Source organism: Nocardioides sp. LML1-1-1.1, assembly GCF_040676175.1.
Taxonomy (GTDB): domain Bacteria; phylum Actinomycetota; class Actinomycetes; order Propionibacteriales; family Nocardioidaceae; genus Nocardioides.
This window is the reverse complement of record NZ_JBEGHK010000002.1, coordinates 567,012-584,783: the sequence shown is the minus strand read 5'-3', so window position 1 is coordinate 584,783 and position 17,772 is coordinate 567,012. Positions and strand designations below refer to the sequence as shown.

The following is a 17,772-nucleotide window of genomic DNA, read 5'->3' as shown; positions in this document are numbered from 1 at the left end:
CATGGCGATCACCCTCAAGCACCAGCGGAACCTCTCGGCTCGCGCCAGCTCCAAGCTGCGCCGCCAGATCCGCGGTCGCAAGAAGATCTCCGGTACCGCCGCGCGTCCGCGCCTGGTGGTCACCCGGTCGACGAAGCACATCACCGCCCAGGTCGTCGACGACCTGGTCGGCAAGACCCTGGTGTCGGCCTCGACCCTCGAGGGCGACCTGCGCGCCTTCGACGGCGACAAGACCGCCAAGGCCAAGAAGGTCGGCGAGCTGGTCGCCGCCCGCGCCAAGGAGCAGGGCGTGGAGTCGGTCGTCTTCGACCGGTCCGGCAACAAGTATCACGGTCGCATCGCGGCCCTGGCAGATGGCGCCCGCGAGGGCGGCCTGACCTTCTGACCGCGAACAGGACTGAGGAGAAATCATGAGCGGACCCCAGCGCGGACAGCGTTCGGGCGGCGACCGTGGTGGCCGTGGCGGTCGCGACGGCGGCCGTGGCGGCGCCGAGAAGAGCCAGTACGTCGAGCGCGTCGTTGCCATCAACCGCGTCGCCAAGGTCGTGAAGGGTGGTCGTCGCTTCAGCTTCACCGCCCTTGTGATCGTCGGTGACGGTGACGGTCTGGTCGGCGTCGGCTACGGCAAGGCCAAGGAAGTTCCCGCGGCGATCGCCAAGGGTGTCGAGGAGGCGAAGAAGAACTTCTTCCGCGTCCCCCGCATCCAGGGCACGATCCCGCACCCGGTCCAGGGCGAGAAGGCCGCCGGCGTGGTGTTCCTGCGCCCGGCCGCTCCCGGTACCGGTGTCATCGCCGGTGGTCCGGTGCGCGCCGTCCTGGAGTGCGCCGGCATCCACGACGTCCTCAGCAAGTCGCTGGGCTCGTCGAACCAGATCAACATCGTGCACGCGACCGTCGAGGCCCTCCGCATGCTGGAGATGCCCGAGACGGTGGCCGCGCGTCGTGGTCTGCCGGTCGAGCACGTCGCCCCGGCGGCGCTGCTGAAGGCCAAGGCCGAGGGCGAGGCCGCTGCGGCCTCCGCCAAGTCGGCGTCGCCCGAGGCGGTGAACGCCTGATGGCTCAGCTCAAGGTCCAGCAGACCAAGTCGAAGATCGGCACGAAGGCCAACCAGCGCGAGACGCTGCGCACCCTTGGCCTCAAGCGGATCGGCGATGTCGTTATCAAGGAGGACCGTCCCGAGATCCGGGGCATGGTCCACACCGTCCGTCACCTGGTGACGGTCGAGGTTGTCGGAGGCGAGTGACGATGACGCTCAAGCTGCACCACCTGCGCCCGGCCCCGGGCGCCAAGACCGCCAAGACCCGTGTGGGTCGTGGTGAGGGCTCCAAGGGCAAGACCGCCGGTCGTGGTACGAAGGGCACCAAGGCCCGCTACCAGGTCCCGGTCGCGTTCGAGGGTGGCCAGATGCCGCTGCACATGCGGCTCCCGAAGCTCAAGGGCTTCAAGAACCCCTTCAAGGTGACCTTCCAGGTCGTCAACCTCGACCGGATCAGCGCGCTGTTCCCCGAGGGCGGCGACGTCACCCCGGAGTCGCTGGTCGCCAAGGGCGCCGTCCGCAAGGGCGAGCCCGTCAAGGTGCTCGGCCAGGGTGAGCTGACGGTCAAGGTGGCGGTGAGCGCGCAGGCGTTCTCCACCTCGGCCAAGGAGAAGATCGAGAGCGCCGGCGGGACCGTCACGGTCCTGTGAGTGCGCTGCAGGGGGCGCGTCGGACCTGGACCCCGTCCAGGGCTCGCCGCGCCCCTTGCGCGTCTCCGCAGGCTCCCCGGCGTACGCCGTCGGGAGGCTGTGACCTCCCTGTTAGGCTTCCCGCTGGCCACAAGGCCAGTGATGAGAGAAGAGGAACCGAGTGCTCAGCGCGTTCGTGAACGCCTTCCGGACCCCGGACCTGCGGCGCAAGCTGCTCTTCGTCCTGGGGATCATCGTGATCTTCCGGGCCGGCTCCCAGATCCCCGCACCTGGCGTGCACGTCTCCAACGTCGAGACCTGCCTCAACATCGCCAAGGAAGGCGAGAACGCCGGGCTCTACAGCCTGGTCAACCTCTTCTCCGGCGGTGCGCTGCTGCAGCTCACCATCTTCGCGCTGGGCATCATGCCCTACATCACGGCGAGCATCATCCTGCAGCTGCTGGTGGTCGTGATCCCGCGCCTGGAGGCCCTCAAGAAGGAGGGCCAGGCCGGTCAGACGAAGATCACGCAGTACACCCGCTACCTCACGCTCGGCCTCGCCGTGCTCCAGGCGACCGGCATCGTGGCCCTGGCCCGCTCCGGCAACCTGCTGCAGGGCTGTGACAAGCAGCTGCTGCACCACGACGACACCAAGACCTTCCTGGTCATGGTCGTGACCATGACCGCGGGCACCGCGGTGATCATGTGGCTCGGTGAGCTGATCACCGAGCGCGGCGTCGGCAACGGCATGTCGATCCTCATCTTCACCCAGGTCGTGGCGACCTTCCCGATCTCGCTGTGGCAGGTCAAGATCACCCAGGGCTGGTGGACCTTCGGTGTCGTGATCGTCATCGGCATGGCGCTGATCGCCGCGGTCATCTTCATCGAGCAGGCCCAGCGCCGGATCCCGGTGCAGTACGCCCGCCGGATGGTCGGGCGCAAGATGTTCGGCGGCAGCTCGACCTACATCCCGCTCAAGGTCAACCAGGCCGGCATCATCCCGGTCATCTTCGCCTCCTCGCTGCTCTACCTGCCGGCGATGGCGGTCCAGTTCAACCAGAACGCCGAGAACCCCAACCAGATCATCCGGTGGCTCAACGAGTACCTCGTCGACCAGAGCCACCCGATCCACATGGCGGCGTACTTCCTGCTGATCATCTTCTTCACCTACTTCTACGTGTCGATCACCTTCAACCCTCAAGAGGTGGCCGACAACATGAAGAAGTACGGCGGCTTCATCCCCGGGATCCGGGCGGGCAAGCCGACCCAGGACTACCTGTCCTACGTCCTGTCCCGCATCACGCTGCCGGGCGCTCTCTACCTGGGTCTGATCTCGCTCGTTCCGCTGATCGCGTTCGTGTTGATCGATGCCAACCAGAACTTCCCGTTCGGCGGTACGTCCATCCTGATCATGGTCGGCGTCGCACTCGACACGGTGAAGCAGATCGAGAGCCAGCTCCAGCAGCGCAACTATGAAGGATTCCTGCGTTGAGGCTTCTCATCATGGGCCCCCCGGGCGCCGGCAAGGGCACCCAGGCGGCTGCGGTCGCCGCCCACTTCGGGGTGCCGGCCATCTCCACCGGTGACATCTTCCGGGCCAACGTCGGCCAGGGCACCCCGCTCGGCATCGAGGCCAAGCGCTACATGGACGCCGGCGAGTACGTCCCCGACGAGGTCACCAACAACATGGTGCGCAGCCGGATCGCCGAGTCCGACGCGGGCCAGGGCTTCCTGCTCGACGGCTACCCGCGCACGCTCGCGCAGGTCACCGAGCTGGACGCCATGATCGAGGAGACCGGCCACAAGCTCGACGCCGTGCTCGTGCTCACCGTCGACCAGGAGGCCCTGCTGGGCCGTCTGCTCAAGCGGGCCGAGATCGAGGGCCGCCCCGACGACACCGAGGACGTCATCCGGCGCCGCCTCGAGGTGTACGCCGAGGAGACCGAGCCCCTCATCTCCGTCTACGACGGCCGTGGGCTCGTGGTCGCGGTCGACGGGATGGGCGAGATCGCCGACGTCCAGCAGCGCATCTTCGACGCGCTCGACACCGTCGCGCAGAGCTGACGCGCGGCGCGCGTGCTGTTCAGCTCCCGGATCGAGGTCAAGGACGCCGACCAGGTCCGCTCCATGCGGGTGGCCGGCCTCGTGGTCGGCCGCACGCTGGAGCGGCTCCGCGCCGCGGTGCGCCCCGGCGTCAGCACGGCTGACCTGGACGCCCTGGCCGAGCAGAGCATCCGCGAGCAGGGCGGCGTCCCCTCCTTCCTCGGCTACGGCGAGCCGCCGTTCCCGGCGAGCATCTGCGCCTCGGTCAACGACGAGGTCGTCCACGGCATCCCCGGCGCCCGGGTGCTCGCCGAGGGTGACGTCATCTCGATCGACTGCGGCGCGATCGTCCCGGACGCGAGCGGCCAGGGCTGGCACGGCGACGCGGCGATCACGGTCGCGGTCGGCGACGTGCCGGACGACGTCGCCGCGCTGATGCAGGTCACCGAGGACGCGCTGTGGCGCGGCCTCGCGGCGGCGCGCGTCGGCGGCCGGGTCGGCGACATCTCGCACGCGGTCGAGACCTTCGTCCGTGGTGCGGGCGCCTACGGCATCGTCGACGGCTACACCGGCCACGGCATCGGCACCTCGATGCACATGGAGCCCGACGTCCCCAACGCCGGCCGGGCCGGCCGCGGCCCGCGGCTGCACCGCGGGATGGCCCTGGCCGTGGAGCCGATGATCACCCTCGGCTCCGAGGACACGGTGCTCGCCGACGACGAGTGGACCGTGCTCACGGCCGACCGCACCTGGGCGGCGCACTTCGAGCACACCTTCGCGCTGACCGAGGCCGGCGTGTGGGTGCTCACCGCCGAGGACGGCGGCCGCGAGCGGCTGGCGGCGCTCGGCGTACCGTGCGGGGCCGAGGACTAGGCTGAGAGCCATGGCGCGGCAACCGATCACCCCGGCCGCACTGGCCGCGCGGCCGCTGCTGTTCGCCTCCGGCGAGCAGGCCTACGTCGCCGCCCAGGTCATCGACACGCTGCAGACCCCCGACGGTGCCGACCCGGCGTGGGCCGACGAGGTCGTGGCGGCGCTGGAGCCGGGGGAGCGGGCCCTGTGCGCGCTCTCCTTCGCCGCCGGCGCCCCGGGCCTGGCGCACCGGGTGACCGGCTCGGAGCACGCCCTCCAGCGCCCGGAGCACGACGCGGACGTGGAGCGGACCTACCGGGTCACCGAGTTCCCCACCCCCGACGAGTACGCCGGCATGGTGGAGGCCGCACTCGCGAAGATCGCCGACGGCTCGCTCCACAAGGTCGTGCTCGGCCGCTGCCTGGACGTGCTGAGCGAGCCGCCCCTGGTGCCCGCGGAGATCATCGACCGGCTGCTGACCACGCGACCGGGCCGCTACGTGTTCAGCGTCCCGCTCGTCCCCGGGCCGGGGGAGGGCCCGATCCTGGTCGGTGCGAGCCCCGAGCTGCTGGTGCGCCGCGAGGGCCTGGAGATCTCCTGCACGCCGCTGGCCGGCTCCGTGCCGCGCTCGGCGGACCCGGCGGAGGACGCCCGCCGCGCGGCCGGCCTGCAGCAGTCCGGCAAGGACCTGGCCGAGCACGCCTTCGTCGTCGAGGCGATCGTGCACGCGCTCAAGGAGGTGTGCGAGGAGATCGAGTACCCCGCCACCCCCGAGCTGCTCTCCACCGACACGGTCTGGCACCTCGCCACCCCGATCTCGGCCCGGCTCGCCGCCGGGGCCGACGGCCCGAGCGCGCTGCGCCTGGCCCAGCTGCTGCACCCGACCCCCGCGGTCGGTGGCGTGCCGACGGCGGCCGCCAACGCGGTCATCGCCGACCTCGAGGGCGACCTGCGCGACTGGTTCGCCGGCTGCGTGGGTTGGGTCGACGCGGCGGGCGACGGCGAGTTCGCGATCACGATCCGGGCCGCGGTGATGGACGGTCCGCGGCTGCGGCTGTTCGCCGGCGCCGGGATCGTGGCCGGGTCCGACCCCGCCTCCGAGGTGCGCGAGACCGGGGCCAAGCTGGCGACCATGGCCCGGGTGACCGGACTGCCGTGAGGCCGGCCGGCAGCGTCGTACCGGGCGGGTCGATTGGCCCGCCGCTGGCGGCGCGTGCAAGGATGACGCCCACCAGGGGGGAGTATTCCTTCGCCGCGGGCTCGTCATCACGACCGGACATCGCTGTCCGGTCCGGTCCCGCAGGTCGCCCGGACGGGCGGCGGAAGAGACCTCGGGCTGTTATCCGACCGCTCAGCACCCACCTTGGAAGAGGTTCGTGTCCATGGACGTGACCACCCTCGAATGGACCATCACGATCGGCGCCACGCTGGCCGTGCTGCTCTTCGACGTCGTCGTGATCGCACGCGACCCGCACGAGCCGACGATGAAGGAGTGCGCGATCGCGCTCGCCTTCTACATCGGCGCCGCGGTCGCGTTCGGCGCCTTCATCTGGATCCACCACGGCCATGACTACGGCATCGAGTTCTACACCGGCTGGTTGACCGAGTACTCCCTCTCGATCGACAACCTGTTCGTCTTCATCATCTTGATGTCGGCGCTCAAGGTGCCCCGCAAGTACCAGCAGGAGGCGCTGCTCGTCGGCATCGTGCTGGCGCTCGTCTTCCGCGGCATCTTCATCGCCCTCGGCTACGCGCTCATCCAGAACTTCAGCTGGATCTTCTACATCTTCGGCGCCTTCCTGGTCTACACCGCCGTCAAGCTGGTGCAGTCCTACGGCAGCCACGACGACGAGCACCCCGAGGAGAACGGCGTCGTCACCTTCGCCCGCAAGCACATGCGGGTCGGCGAGACCTACCACGGCCTCAAGCTCTGGTACCACGAGAACGGCGTGCGCTTCGCGTCGCCGATCGTCATCGTGATCATCGCCCTCGGTGTCACCGACATCCTGTTCGCGCTCGACTCGATCCCGGCGATCTTCGGCATCACCCAGGAGCCGTACCTGGTCTTCACGGCCAACGTGTTCGCGCTGATGGGCCTGCGCCAGCTCTACTTCCTGCTCGGTGGCCTGCTGCAGAAGCTCGTCTACCTCTCGCTCGGCCTGGCCTTCATCCTCGCCTTCATCGGCGTCAAGCTGGTCCTGCACGCGCTGCACGAGAACGAGCTGCCGTTCATCAACGGCGGCGAGCACCTCAAGGTCTGGGACATGCCGTCGCTGTTCAGCCTCGGCGTCATCATCCTGACCCTGGTCATCACCGCGGTCGCCAGCCTCTGGAAGTCCGGCCGCGAGGGCGACGACCACGTCCCGGACCACGCCACGGCGGCCCGGGAGCCCGGTGACGTCGACGACACGCAGGGTCCCGACTGGCGCTGACGCCGCTGTCCGCGGGTTTGCGGAGCGGCTGATCGGTTAGGGTCTCTGACCGTCAGCCTGCTCCGCACCCCCGAAGGATCGCCCGTGGACCGACTCCAGGTGCAGTGGTCGGGAACGACCCGGATCTTCGACGGGCCGCAGGTCGTGGTCGGGCGCGAGCTCGACTGCGACGTACCGGTCTCCGACGGGCGGGCCTCCCGGCACCACCTCACCCTGCTGCGCGAGGGCGGTGCCTGGGTGGCGGTCGACTCCAGCAGCAACGGCACCTACGTCGCCGGCCAGCGGATCACGCGCACGCCGCTCCCGGCCGGCCCGCTCAGCCTGCACCTCGGCGGCCCGGACGGCGAGCCGGTCGTGGTGACGGTCCTGGCGAGCCAGCCGGCGCCGCCGGCCGCGCCGCAGCGGCCCGTGCCGCCGGCCTCCTCGCGCCCGGTGCCGACGCCGACACCCGCGCCCGCCCCGGCGACCCCGCAGCAGCAACCGCTCGGCGGTGAGTTCTGGAAGAACCTGCCGCCGCCGCAGCTGCCGTCGCAGGACGCGCCGGCGGACGCGTGGCGCCCGGTCGGCGTCCTGCCGCCGGGGCAGCTGCCGCACGGCCACTCCGTCGTCCTGCCCCAGCAGCTCCAGGCCGGCCGCTCGCTGTCGATCGGGCGCGAGCACACCAACGACATCGTGCTCGACGACCCGCTCGTCAGCCGCCACCACGCCCGCCTCGACCCGCCGACCGCACAGGTGCTCGCGGTGCTGCACGACCTCGGCTCGTTCAACGGCACCTTCGTCAACGGCCACCGGGTGCAGGGCGCGGTCCAGCTGCCGGTCGGCGCCGAGGTGATCTTCGGCAACCAGACCTTCCGGTGGGACGGCCAGCAGCTCGTCGCCTCGGCGACCGCCCACGAGTTCACCCTGTACGCCGACGGCCTCACCCAGGTCGTCGGCGGCGGCAAGCGGCTGATCGAGAACATCTCCTTCAAGCTGGAGCCGAAGAGCCTCACCGCCGTCATCGGTCCCTCGGGCGCCGGCAAGTCCACCCTGCTCGGCGCGCTGACCGGCCTCAAGCCCGCGAGCCACGGCCGGGTGATCTGGCAGGGCCACGACCTCTACCAGCACTACGACCAGCTCCGCTTCCAGATCGGCCTGGTGCCGCAGCAGGACATCCTGCACCCGCAGCTGAAGGTCAAGCAGGGCCTGCGCTTCGCCGCCCAGCTCCGGCTGCCGCCCGACACCACGGCGCAGGAGTGGGACGCCCGGGTCAACCACGTGGCGAACCAGCTCCAGCTCGTGCAGCGGATGGACAACCGGATCGGCACCCAGCTCTCCGGCGGCCAGCGCAAGCGGGTCTCGATCGCCACCGAGCTGCTCACCGCGCCACCGCTGCTCTTCCTCGACGAGCCCACCTCCGGCCTCGACCCGGGCCTCGACCTGGAGGTGATGCGCCAGCTGCGCAGCCTCGCCGACGACGGCCGCGTGGTCATGGTGGTCACCCACTCGGTGCTCGCCCTCGACGTGTGCGACAACGTGCTGGTCCTCGCCCCTGGCGGCCGGATCGCCTACTTCGGGCCGCCCGACGGCGTCCTCGCCCACTTCGGCAAGACCAACTACCCCGAGGTCTTCGACCTGCTCGACGACGCCGACCTGTGGCAGCGGATCCCGGCCTCGCGGCACGCCGTGGACACCTCGCAGCTCGCCCGGCAGGGGTACGCCGCCGTGCCGGCCCCGCCGCGCCAGTCCACCGCGCGCCAGCTCTCCACGCTGGTCAAGCGCAACCTGGCCGTCGTCTTCGCCGACCGGCTCCTGCTGGGGATGCTGGTGCTGCTGCCCCTCATCCTGGGTGGGCTCAGCCGCGTCGTGCCGGGCAGCGACGGGATCTCCATCGCCGAGGCCGGCGGCAAGATCGGCGAGGCGCAGCAACGGGTGACCGTGCTCATCGTCGCCGCCTGCCTGATGGGCACGGCGCTGGCGATCCGCGAGCTGGTGGGGGAGAGACCCATCTTCCAGCGGGAGTACGCCGTCGGGCTGTCCCCAGGCGTCTACTTCACCAGCAAGGTGCTGGTCCTCGGCACCGCCGCCTTCGTGCAGGGCCTGGTCGTCACCTTCCTCGCCACGGTCGGGCTGCCCGGCGCCGACGGCGGCGCGGGCACCTTCCGGGTGGCGATCGCGATCGCCCTGCTGTCGTGGACGATGGTGGTGATCGGGCTCGCCCTGTCGGCGCTGGTGACCAGCTCGGAGCAGACCATGCCGGCGCTGGTCGGCCTGGTCATGCTGCAGCTCGTCCTCTCCGGCGCGCTCTTCCAGATCGCGGGCCGGGTCGGCCTGGAGCAGATCGCCTGGCTCTCGCCGTCGCGCTGGGGCTATGCCGCCTCCGCCTCCGCGATCCAGCTCGCCGACGGCTTCTCCGGCACCGACAAGGAGGACTGGATCGCCGAGAGCGGCGCCGCGCACTACCTGATGGACCTGATGGTGCTCGGGCTGCTCGGGGTGGTCGCCTACGGCGTCGGGCTGCTGCTGGTGCGGCGCAGCGCCACCGCCGACAGCTGACGCCGGGAATGCGGGAGGCCGGCGCGGCCTTGGGTCTTCGATGACCGCGCTCGCCCTCTCCGTCCTGGACCTCGTCCCCGTCCGCAGCGACCAGACCACCGGCGACGCCATCGCCGCGTCCGTCGGCCTGGCGCGTGCCGCCGACCGGCTCGGCTACCGCCGCTACTGGGTCGCCGAGCACCACAACATGCCGGCCGTGGCCGCGACCAACCCGCCGGTGCTGATCGGCATGCTCGCCGGTGCCACCGAGCGGATCCGGGTCGGCTCCGGCGGGGTGATGCTGCCCAACCACGCCCCGCTGGTGGTGGCCGAGCAGTTCGCGCTCCTGGAGGCGGCGTACCCGGGCCGGATCGACCTGGGCATCGGCCGCGCCCCGGGCAGCGACCCGGTCACGAGCTGGGCGCTGCGGCACGGCGGCGGGGGAGTGGAGGAGGACGCGGTCGCCCGCTTCCCCGAGTACGTCGACAACGTGCTCGCCATGATGGAGCCGGCCGGTGTCGGCCTGGCCCTGCGCGGCGGCCAGCACGTCCTGCGCGCCACCCCGTCGGCGACGTCTGTGCCGGCGGTGTGGCTGCTGGGCTCCTCGGACTACTCCGCGCGGCTCGCCGCGGCCAAGGGCCTGCCCTACGTCTTCGCCCACCACTTCTCCGGTGCCGGGACCGCCGAGGCGCTCGAGCTCTACCGCTCCACCTTCCAGCCCTCCCCGGAGGCGGACGCCCCGCGGACCTTCCTCACCGTCAACGCCTCCGTGGCCGACACCGCCGAGGAGGCGCACCGCCAGGCGTTGCCGCAGCTGCTGCAGATGCTCGCCCTGCGCACCGGCCAGCCGCTGGTCGCCCAGCGCACGGTCGAGGACGCCGAGACCATCGTCGCCGCCGGGCTGACCGAGGCCCAGGAGGGCCTGATCGACGCCATGCGCGCGAAGTGGGTCATCGGCGACGCGAGCACGGCCCGCGAGCAGCTCGCGGCCCTCGCCGCGTCGTACGGCGTGGACGAGGTGATGGTCCACCCCGTCGGCGGCGCGCTCGGCGGCACCGACCCGCGCACCGCCCCCGCACGGGTGCGCACCCTGGAGCTGCTGGCCGGCTGAGCCCGGCGATCGCCGATTGGGAGTTCCTTGCGGGCTGCCCATAGACTGGCGTGTCGGTCCAACGTGGGTTGCGTGTGTGGTGCACCAACGTACGAGGTCCACTCGCTCCGCGAGAGGTTCCCGGGCCGGACGGTAGACATCATCCCCGAGCAGATTGTGAGACATGGCGAAGAAAGAAGGCGTCATCGAGATGGAGGGCTCCGTCGTGGAGGCCCTTCCGAACGCCATGTTCCGCGTGGAGCTGAGCAACGGCCACAAGGTCCTTGCCCACATCAGCGGCAAGATGCGCCAGCACTACATCCGGATCCTCCCCGAGGACCGCGTGGTGGTGGAGCTCTCGCCGTACGACCTCTCTCGCGGACGGATCGTCTACCGCTACAAGTGAGGCCCATCGGCTCACTTCCGCCACTAGCAAGAAAGGGCTGACATGAAGGTCAACCCGAGCGTGAAGAAGATCTGTGACAAGTGCAAGGTGATCCGTCGCCACGGCCGCGTCATGGTGATCTGCGAGAACCCTCGCCACAAGCAGCGCCAGGGCTGAGTCCTGACGCCGGCCCCCGGGCCGCACAACTGAACACCTCATCAACGTGATCGCTTAGGTCTCGACAAGCTCGACCAACGAGTGGGACCGAACCACCTCCGGAGCGGATGGCCGGAGCTGGGCAGCACAGGAACAACGCCCGGACGCATCACGACCAGACCACCGTGATCCATCGAAAGGAAGCCATCCATGGCTCGCCTCGTCGGAGTCGACCTGCCGCGCGACAAGCGCATCGAGGTCGCTCTCACCTACATCTACGGCATCGGCCGTACCCGCGCCCAGCAGCTGCTGAAGGCCACCGGCGTCAGCCCGGACCTTCGCGTCCACGAGCTGGGTGACGAGGAGCTGGTCAAGCTCCGTGACGAGATCGAAGCGAACTTCAAGATCGAGGGTGACCTCCGTCGCGAGGTCCAGGCCGACATCCGTCGCAAGATCGAGATCGGCAGCTACCAGGGTCGCCGTCACCGCATGGGCCTTCCGGTCCGCGGTCAGCGCACCAAGACCAACGCGCGCACCCGCAAGGGCCCGAAGCGCACGGTTGCCGGCAAGAAGAAGGCCAAGTGATCGATCGCCTCGGCGATCTCACTGAGCCTCACGACCAGTTCCTGTAAGGAGATAGCGAATGCCTCCCAAGGCTCGCGCGGGCGCCAAGAAGGTGCGCCGCAAGGAGAAGAAGAACGTCGCTCAGGGCGAGGCCCACATCAAGAGCACGTTCAACAACACGATCGTCACGATCACCGACCCGACCGGTGCGGTGATCTCGTGGGCCTCTGCCGGCACCGTCGGCTTCAAGGGCTCCCGCAAGTCCACCCCGTACGCCGCTCAGATGGCCGCCGAGGCCGCGGGCCGTCGGGCGATGGATCACGGCATGAAGAAGATCGACGTCTTCGTCAAGGGCCCGGGCTCGGGCCGCGAGACGGCGATCCGCTCGCTGGGTGCGATCGGCCTCGAGGTCGGCACCATCCAGGACGTGACCCCCGCCCCGCACAACGGCTGCCGCCCGCCGAAGCGCCGCCGCGTCTGACGCGCACGACAAGACTTAGAGGAGAACCGACATGGCCCGTTACACCGGACCCCTGACCAAGAAGTCGCGCCGTCTCGGCGTCGACCTCGTGGGCGGCGACGCCGCCTTCGAGAAGCGCCCCTACCCGCCGGGCCAGCACGGCCGCGCGCGGATCAAGGAGAGCGAGTACCGCAACCAGCTCCAGGAGAAGCAGAAGGCGCGCTACACCTACGGCGTCCTGGAGAAGCAGTTCCACAAGTACTACGTGGAGGCCGCCCGTCGCCAGGGCAAGACCGGCGACAACCTGGTCCAGCTGCTCGAGTGCCGCCTCGACAACGTGGTCTACCGTGCCGGCTTCGCCCGCACCCGCCGCCACGCCCGCCAGCTGGTGACCCACGGTCACTTCTTGGTCAACGGCAAGAAGGTCGACATCCCGTCCTTCCAGGTCACCCAGTACGACATCATCGACGTGCGCGAGAAGTCGCTCGAGATGACGCCGTTCATCGTGGCCCGCGAGACGCACGGCGAGCGGATCGTCCCGGCCTGGCTCGAGGCGCTCCCGACCCGCATGCGGATCCTGGTGCACTCGGTGCCCGTGCGCGAGCAGATCGACCTGCCCATCCAGGAGCAGCTCATCGTGGAGTACTACTCCAAGAAGTGATCGCAGCCCCGTCCCGGCCGCCCTCCACGAGAGGATGCCGGGGCGGGCACGCGGCACCCCCGCAGTCCCTCTTCTCCTGTTCGCAACAGCTCTGGGTCCTCATATAGCGGTCGACCCGGAAAGGAAAGAAACCAGTGCTCATCGCACAGCGCCCCAGCCTCTCGGAGGAGAGCGTCGACCAGTTCCGGTCGCGCTTCGTCATCGAGCCGCTCGAGCCCGGCTTCGGCTACACGCTCGGCAACTCGCTGCGTCGTACGCTCCTCTCCTCGATCCCCGGTGCCTCGGTCACGAGCATCAAGATCGATGGCGTCCTCCACGAGTTCTCCACGATCGACGGTGTCAAGGAAGACGTCACCGAGATCATCCTCAACCTCAAGGGCCTCGTCGTCTCCTCCGAGCACGACGAGCCGGTCACCATGTACCTGCGCAAGTCGGGTGCCGGTGACGTCACCGCGGCGGACATCGCGCCGCCGGCCGGTGTCGAGGTGCACAACCCCGACCTGAAGATCGCCACCCTCTCCGACAACGGCAAGCTCGAGCTCGAGCTCGTCGTCGAGCGCGGCCGCGGCTACGTCTCCGCCGTGCAGAACAAGGGTGCCGACAACGAGATCGGCCGGATCCCGGTCGACTCCATCTACAGCCCCGTGCTGAAGGTGACCTACAAGGTCGAGGCCACCCGTGTCGAGCAGCGCACCGACTTCGACAAGCTCGTCATCGACGTCGAGACCAAGCCGTCCATCCTGCCCCGCGACGCGATCGCGTCGGCCGGAAAGACGCTGGTCGAGCTCTTCGGCCTGGCCCGTGAGCTCAACGTCGAGGCCGAGGGCATCGACATCGGCCCCTCGCCCGTCGACGAGCAGCTCGCCGCCGACCTCGCCCTCCCGGTCGAGGACCTGCAGCTGACCGTCCGGTCCTACAACTGCCTCAAGCGCGAGGGCATCCACACCGTGGGTGAGCTCATCAGCCGCTCGGAGCAGGACCTGCTGGACATCCGCAACTTCGGTGCGAAGTCCATCGACGAGGTCAAGGCCAAGCTGCACGAGATGGGTCTGTCCCTCAAGGACAGCGCCCCGGGCTTCGACCCGTCGGCCGCCCTCGCCAACTACAGCGACGACGAGGACGACGACGAGAGCTTCGTCGAGGACGAGCAGTTCTAGTCGGTCCGAGCGTGTCTCCGGCGAGTGGGGCGGCAGCAAGCTGCAGCTCGCTCGCCTCCCGACACGCTGCCGGACTTTGATCCGTCCCCACCTGGGACACACCTACCCCGGTACCTGACACGGCCGGGGAGAAACGAGAGAGCAATGCCCAAGCCCAAGAAGGGCCCCCGCCTCGGCGGTGGCGCCGCGCACCAGCGCCTCATCCTGTCGAACCTGGCCACCGCGCTCTTCGAGCACGGCCGGATCACGACGACCGAGGCCAAGGCGCGCACCCTGCGTCCGTACGCCGAGAAGCTGATCACCAAGGCGAAGAAGGCCCACGCTGGCGAGAACCCGCTGCACCAGCGCCGCGAGGTCCTCAAGGTCATCCGGGACAAGGGTGTCGTGCACACCCTCTTCACCGAGATCGCGCCGACCTTCTCCGAGCGCCCGGGCGGCTACACCCGGATCACCAAGATCGGTCCGCGCCAGGGCGACAACGCCCCCATGGCCGTCATCGAGCTGGTGACCGAGGAGTTCACGCCGTCCGCGCCGAAGGCCGAGAAGGCTGCTCCGGCGGCTGAGGTCAGCAAGCCGGCCGAGGACGCCCCGGCCGAGGTCGAGGCGCCCGTCGAGACCGAGGAGACCGAGGTCGTCGACACGTCCTCGACCGACGTCGAGACCGCCGAGGCCGAGACCGAGGCGGAGGCTCCCGCCGAGGAGTCCGACGAGGACAAGGCCTGAGCGACAGCTCTCATCGACGGCCCGTCACCCGCGAGGGTGGCGGGCCGTCGTGCATCTGCGGTGAGTGACACGCACGGCAGTCCGGGCGCGGGTTCAGGATGCCGGGGGTGTCACCGGTGCCGGCCGCCCCGCCGCCCACCGGCACGCGAGGCCGCCGAGGAGCACCGGCAGCAGCTCCCAGGCCCACCACAGCACGCCGGGCAGCACCGGCGGCCCGCCGTCCGGCCCCGGGTAGGCCGCCTCCCAGACCGGTGTCGCCACCGCGCGGTTGAGCACCATCTGCACCATCACCGTCGCCGGTACGGCGAGCAACCCCACCTGCCAGCGGCCGCCGAGCCGGGCCGCGCCCCACGCGGCCACCAGGGGGAGACCCACCAGGAGCGCGTCGAGGCGCAGCAGCGGCGACTCCACCTCGACCCACGAGTCGCCCGCGGCGACCTCGATCGCGAGGTCGCTCACGGCGATCATCGGTAGCGAGAGCAGCGCCAGGCCCGCGGCGAGCAGCCGCCGGTCGGCGTCGCGGGCGACGGCGGTGACCACGGCGACGTACAGCAGCTGGGGGAGCAGCAGCACGAACCGGGTGCCCGGCTCGGGCGGGCCGCCGTTCTGGCTCCAGCACCACAGCGTGGCCGCGAGGTCCGCGGCGAGCACGCCGAGCAGCAGCAGGAGAGGCACCCGCGCAGGGTGCCACACGCGGACTCGGCCGCAGCGGCGCCGGTCCGTAGACTGGAGCCATGACGATCGACCTGGGTACGCCGCGCCTGCTCGAGGACAGCGAGCGTGAGGTGCTGCTCGCCGCCCCCCGCGGCTACTGCGCCGGGGTCGACCGTGCGGTCGTGACGGTGGAGCAGGCGCTGGACCTCTACGGCGCGCCGGTCTACGTCCGCAAGCAGATCGTCCACAACAAGCACGTGGTGGCCAACCTGGAGTCGCGCGGCGCGATCTTCGTCGAGGAGCTCACCGAGGTCCCGCCGGGCGCGACCGTCGTCTTCTCCGCGCACGGGGTGTCCCCGGCCGTCGTCAACGAGGCCGCGGAGCGCGAGCTCAAGACCATCGACGCCACCTGCCCGCTGGTCACCAAGGTGCACCGCGAGGCCGTCCGCTTCGCCGCCGACGGCTACACCATCCTGCTGATCGGGCACGCCGGTCACGAGGAGGTCGAGGGCACCGCGGGCGAGGCGCCCGAGCAGACCGTCCTCGTCGAGCACCCCGACGACGTCGCGCGGCTGGAGTTCCCGCCGGACGCCAAGCTCGCCTGGCTCTCGCAGACGACGCTGAGCGTCGACGAGACGATGGAGACCGTACGCCGCCTGCGGGCCAAGTTCCCCCAGCTGGAGGACCCGCCGAGCGACGACATCTGCTACGCCACCCAGAACCGCCAGGTCGCGGTCAAGGAGATCGGTGCGGCGGCGGACCTGGTGATCGTCGTCGGCAGCGCCAACTCCTCCAACTCGGTGCGCCTGGTCGAGGTCGCCCTGGAGGCGGGCGCCAAGGCGTCCTACCGCATCGACGACGTGTCCGAGCTCGACGAGTCGTGGCTCGACGGCGCCGCGACCGTCAGCGTCACCTCGGGCGCCTCGGTCCCCGACCACCTGGTCACCGAGGTGCTGGCCTACCTCGCCGAGCGTGGCTACCCGGACGCGCGGGCCGTCCAGACGGCCGAGGAGACCCTCGCGTTCTCGCTGCCCAAGGAGCTGCACCGCGACCTGAAGGCCGCCGGTCGCAGCACCAAGACCGCGGTCCGGCTCTAGGGGCAGTGGTGGCCCGCTACCTCGACGTCCACCCGGACAACCCGCAGCCCCGGCTGCTCCAGCAGATCGTCACCGCGCTGCGCGACGACGACGCGCTGATCGCCTACCCGACCGACTCCGGCTACGCGCTGGGCTGCCGGGTCGGCAACCGCGACGGCCGGGACCGGATCCTGAAGATCCGCGGCCTCGACGACAAGCACCACTTCACCCTGGTCTGCCGCGACTTCTCCCAGCTCGGCCAGCTGGTGCACGTCGACAACGCGGCCTTCCGCGCGATCCGGGCGGCGACGCCCGGGCCCTACACGTTCATCCTGCCCGGCATGCCGGAGGTGCCGCGGCGGCTGCTGCACCCGAAGAAGAAGACCGTCGGTGTGCGCATCCCCGACCACACCTTCGTCCAGGCGCTGCTCGCCGAGCTCGGCGAGCCGCTGCTGACCTCCACCCTGATCCTCCCGGGCGAGACCGAGCCGCGCACGATGGGCTGGGAGATCAAGGAGGACCTCGACCACGAGGTCGACATCGTCGTCGAGGCGGGGGAGACGCCCGCCGAGCCGACGACGGTGGTCGACTGGTCCGAGGGAGTGCCGGAGGTGCTGCGCCGCGGCGCGGGGGACCCGGACCGCTTCTAGGTCGTTCTCCGGACGCCCGTCCGGTTCTCGGTCAAGAGATCGGCGTCGCCCTGGGCCGTCGGCCGCGGCGGTGTGAGTCTGCCGGCATGACCCCCACCCTGCCCCGGGCACTCGCCGCCGCCGCGCTCGCGGCCGCCGTCGTCGCCACCGCCGTCCCCGCCTCCGCGACCAACCCGTACAAGCCGGGCGGAGGTCCGTCGCTGCGCCTCGTCGCGGACAGCCCCGGCGTGACGTTCTCCACCGTCAGCATCAGCACCACCTGTACGACGTTCACGCTCGCCGGCGTCGTGGAGAACCCCGGTACGGCGCGCGCCCACTCCGTCCGCGCGGGCTACCTGAGCACGTTGACCTCCGGCGGGTGCGGCACCACGACGATCACCCCCACGGGGTCCTGGAACGTGGTGGTGCCCGGAGACCCCACCGGCACGGTGTGGCCGATGAGGTTGACCAACGCGGCCGCGCAGGCGGCGTCGCCGGGGTGCACCTTCAGCATCTCCGGCACGGTCGTCGGGACGTTCGACACCGCGACGCAGAAGTTCACCGCGACCTCGTCCACCCTGACGACCAGCAACGTGACGGGCGTGATGTGCCCGATCATCGACGTCCTCCCGGGCGACGACGTCGCGGTCGCCGGCACCTGGACCAACAGCCCGCCGACCGGGTCCGGCCCGCTCACCCTGGGCCACTGAC

General features: G+C 70.4%; 22 protein-coding genes. 21 read left to right on the top strand and 1 reads right to left on the bottom strand.

Going from position 1 to position 17,772, the window contains the following annotated elements:
* The first annotated feature begins 1 nt into the window (after position 1).
* From rplR to rplQ, 18 genes are all read left to right on the top strand, one after another.
* Complete coding sequence (gene rplR, locus MRBLML1_RS09585) at positions 2-385, top strand: 50S ribosomal protein L18 (RefSeq protein WP_364514817.1); 384 nt, start codon at positions 2-4, stop codon at positions 383-385.
* 25 nt (positions 386-410) lie between these two features.
* A complete protein-coding gene (gene rpsE, locus MRBLML1_RS09580) occupies positions 411-1,055 on the top strand; it encodes a 30S ribosomal protein S5 (RefSeq protein WP_364514814.1) in 645 nt (214 codons plus the stop codon).
* The gene (gene rpmD, locus MRBLML1_RS09575; RefSeq protein ID WP_056894483.1) at positions 1,055-1,243 is read left to right on the top strand and encodes a 50S ribosomal protein L30; all 189 of its coding nucleotides are present in this window, start codon (positions 1,055-1,057) and stop codon (positions 1,241-1,243) included. Before rpsE ends, rpmD begins: the two co-directional genes overlap by 1 nt.
* 2 nt (positions 1,244-1,245) lie before the next feature.
* Complete coding sequence (gene rplO / locus MRBLML1_RS09570; RefSeq protein ID WP_364514810.1) at positions 1,246-1,686, top strand: 50S ribosomal protein L15; 441 nt, start codon at positions 1,246-1,248, stop codon at positions 1,684-1,686.
* A 160-nt stretch (positions 1,687-1,846) separates the two neighbouring features.
* Complete coding sequence (gene secY, locus MRBLML1_RS09565; RefSeq protein ID WP_364514807.1) at positions 1,847-3,157, top strand: preprotein translocase subunit SecY; 1,311 nt, start codon at positions 1,847-1,849, stop codon at positions 3,155-3,157.
* Positions 3,154-3,729: an adenylate kinase gene (locus MRBLML1_RS09560; protein ID WP_364514804.1), complete on the top strand. Its 576-nt coding sequence runs from the start codon at positions 3,154-3,156 to the stop codon at positions 3,727-3,729. The genes secY and MRBLML1_RS09560 overlap by 4 nt, the downstream gene beginning before the upstream one ends.
* Before the next feature lie 12 nt (positions 3,730-3,741).
* Positions 3,742-4,581 (top strand): type I methionyl aminopeptidase, encoded by an 840-nt coding sequence (gene map, locus MRBLML1_RS09555; protein WP_364514802.1) that lies wholly within the window; start codon positions 3,742-3,744, stop codon positions 4,579-4,581.
* Positions 4,582-4,591: 10 nt separating this feature from the next.
* Positions 4,592-5,719 carry an isochorismate synthase gene (locus MRBLML1_RS09550; protein WP_364514799.1) on the top strand — a complete coding sequence of 376 codons (1,128 nt, stop codon included), beginning with the start codon at positions 4,592-4,594 and terminating at the stop codon, positions 5,717-5,719.
* Positions 5,720-5,942: 223 nt separating this feature from the next.
* Positions 5,943-6,992 carry a TerC family protein gene (locus MRBLML1_RS09545; protein ID WP_364514797.1) on the top strand — a complete coding sequence of 350 codons (1,050 nt, stop codon included), beginning with the start codon at positions 5,943-5,945 and terminating at the stop codon, positions 6,990-6,992.
* A gap of 84 nt (positions 6,993-7,076) precedes the next feature.
* Positions 7,077-9,527 carry an FHA domain-containing protein gene (locus tag MRBLML1_RS09540; protein WP_364514794.1) on the top strand — a complete coding sequence of 817 codons (2,451 nt, stop codon included), beginning with the start codon at positions 7,077-7,079 and terminating at the stop codon, positions 9,525-9,527.
* A gap of 40 nt (positions 9,528-9,567) precedes the next feature.
* Complete coding sequence (locus tag MRBLML1_RS09535) at positions 9,568-10,617, top strand: LLM class flavin-dependent oxidoreductase (RefSeq protein WP_364514791.1); 1,050 nt, start codon at positions 9,568-9,570, stop codon at positions 10,615-10,617.
* A gap of 163 nt (positions 10,618-10,780) precedes the next feature.
* Positions 10,781-11,002, top strand: coding sequence for a translation initiation factor IF-1 (infA, locus tag MRBLML1_RS09530; protein WP_028656368.1), 222 nt, complete (start codon positions 10,781-10,783; stop codon positions 11,000-11,002).
* Positions 11,003-11,044: 42 nt separating this feature from the next.
* Positions 11,045-11,158 (top strand): 50S ribosomal protein L36, encoded by a 114-nt coding sequence (rpmJ, locus tag MRBLML1_RS09525; protein ID WP_008361054.1) that lies wholly within the window; start codon positions 11,045-11,047, stop codon positions 11,156-11,158.
* A 189-nt stretch (positions 11,159-11,347) separates the two neighbouring features.
* The gene (gene rpsM, locus MRBLML1_RS09520) at positions 11,348-11,722 is read left to right on the top strand and encodes a 30S ribosomal protein S13 (protein WP_139621500.1); all 375 of its coding nucleotides are present in this window, start codon (positions 11,348-11,350) and stop codon (positions 11,720-11,722) included.
* Between the two features lie 58 nt (positions 11,723-11,780).
* A complete protein-coding gene (gene rpsK / locus MRBLML1_RS09515; protein ID WP_056750442.1) occupies positions 11,781-12,182 on the top strand; it encodes a 30S ribosomal protein S11 in 402 nt (133 codons plus the stop codon).
* A 31-nt stretch (positions 12,183-12,213) separates the two neighbouring features.
* On the top strand, positions 12,214-12,822 hold the full coding sequence (rpsD, locus tag MRBLML1_RS09510; protein WP_364514784.1) for a 30S ribosomal protein S4: 609 nt from the start codon (positions 12,214-12,216) through the stop codon (positions 12,820-12,822).
* Positions 12,823-12,956: 134 nt separating this feature from the next.
* Entirely contained in the window at positions 12,957-13,979 is a 1,023-nt protein-coding gene (locus MRBLML1_RS09505) for a DNA-directed RNA polymerase subunit alpha (protein WP_364514782.1), read from the top strand.
* 144 nt (positions 13,980-14,123) lie between these two features.
* Entirely contained in the window at positions 14,124-14,702 is a 579-nt protein-coding gene (gene rplQ / locus MRBLML1_RS09500; RefSeq protein ID WP_364514780.1) for a 50S ribosomal protein L17, read from the top strand.
* A gap of 93 nt (positions 14,703-14,795) precedes the next feature.
* Here the strand turns inward: rplQ and MRBLML1_RS09495 are convergent, their stop codons facing one another.
* Complete coding sequence (locus MRBLML1_RS09495) at positions 14,796-15,377, bottom strand: hypothetical protein (RefSeq protein ID WP_364514778.1); 582 nt, start codon at positions 15,375-15,377, stop codon at positions 14,796-14,798.
* A 59-nt stretch (positions 15,378-15,436) separates the two neighbouring features.
* On the opposite strand from MRBLML1_RS09495, the gene MRBLML1_RS09490 reads away from it, so the two are divergent.
* From MRBLML1_RS09490 to MRBLML1_RS09480, 3 genes are all read left to right on the top strand, one after another.
* Positions 15,437-16,453: a 4-hydroxy-3-methylbut-2-enyl diphosphate reductase gene (locus MRBLML1_RS09490; protein WP_364514775.1), complete on the top strand. Its 1,017-nt coding sequence runs from the start codon at positions 15,437-15,439 to the stop codon at positions 16,451-16,453.
* A gap of 8 nt (positions 16,454-16,461) precedes the next feature.
* Positions 16,462-17,082, top strand: a complete 621-nt coding sequence (locus tag MRBLML1_RS09485) for an L-threonylcarbamoyladenylate synthase (RefSeq protein WP_364514772.1) — start codon at positions 16,462-16,464, stop codon at positions 17,080-17,082.
* An 86-nt stretch (positions 17,083-17,168) separates the two neighbouring features.
* Positions 17,169-17,771: a hypothetical protein gene (locus tag MRBLML1_RS09480; RefSeq protein ID WP_364514768.1), complete on the top strand. Its 603-nt coding sequence runs from the start codon at positions 17,169-17,171 to the stop codon at positions 17,769-17,771.
* Position 17,772 lies beyond the last annotated feature (1 nt).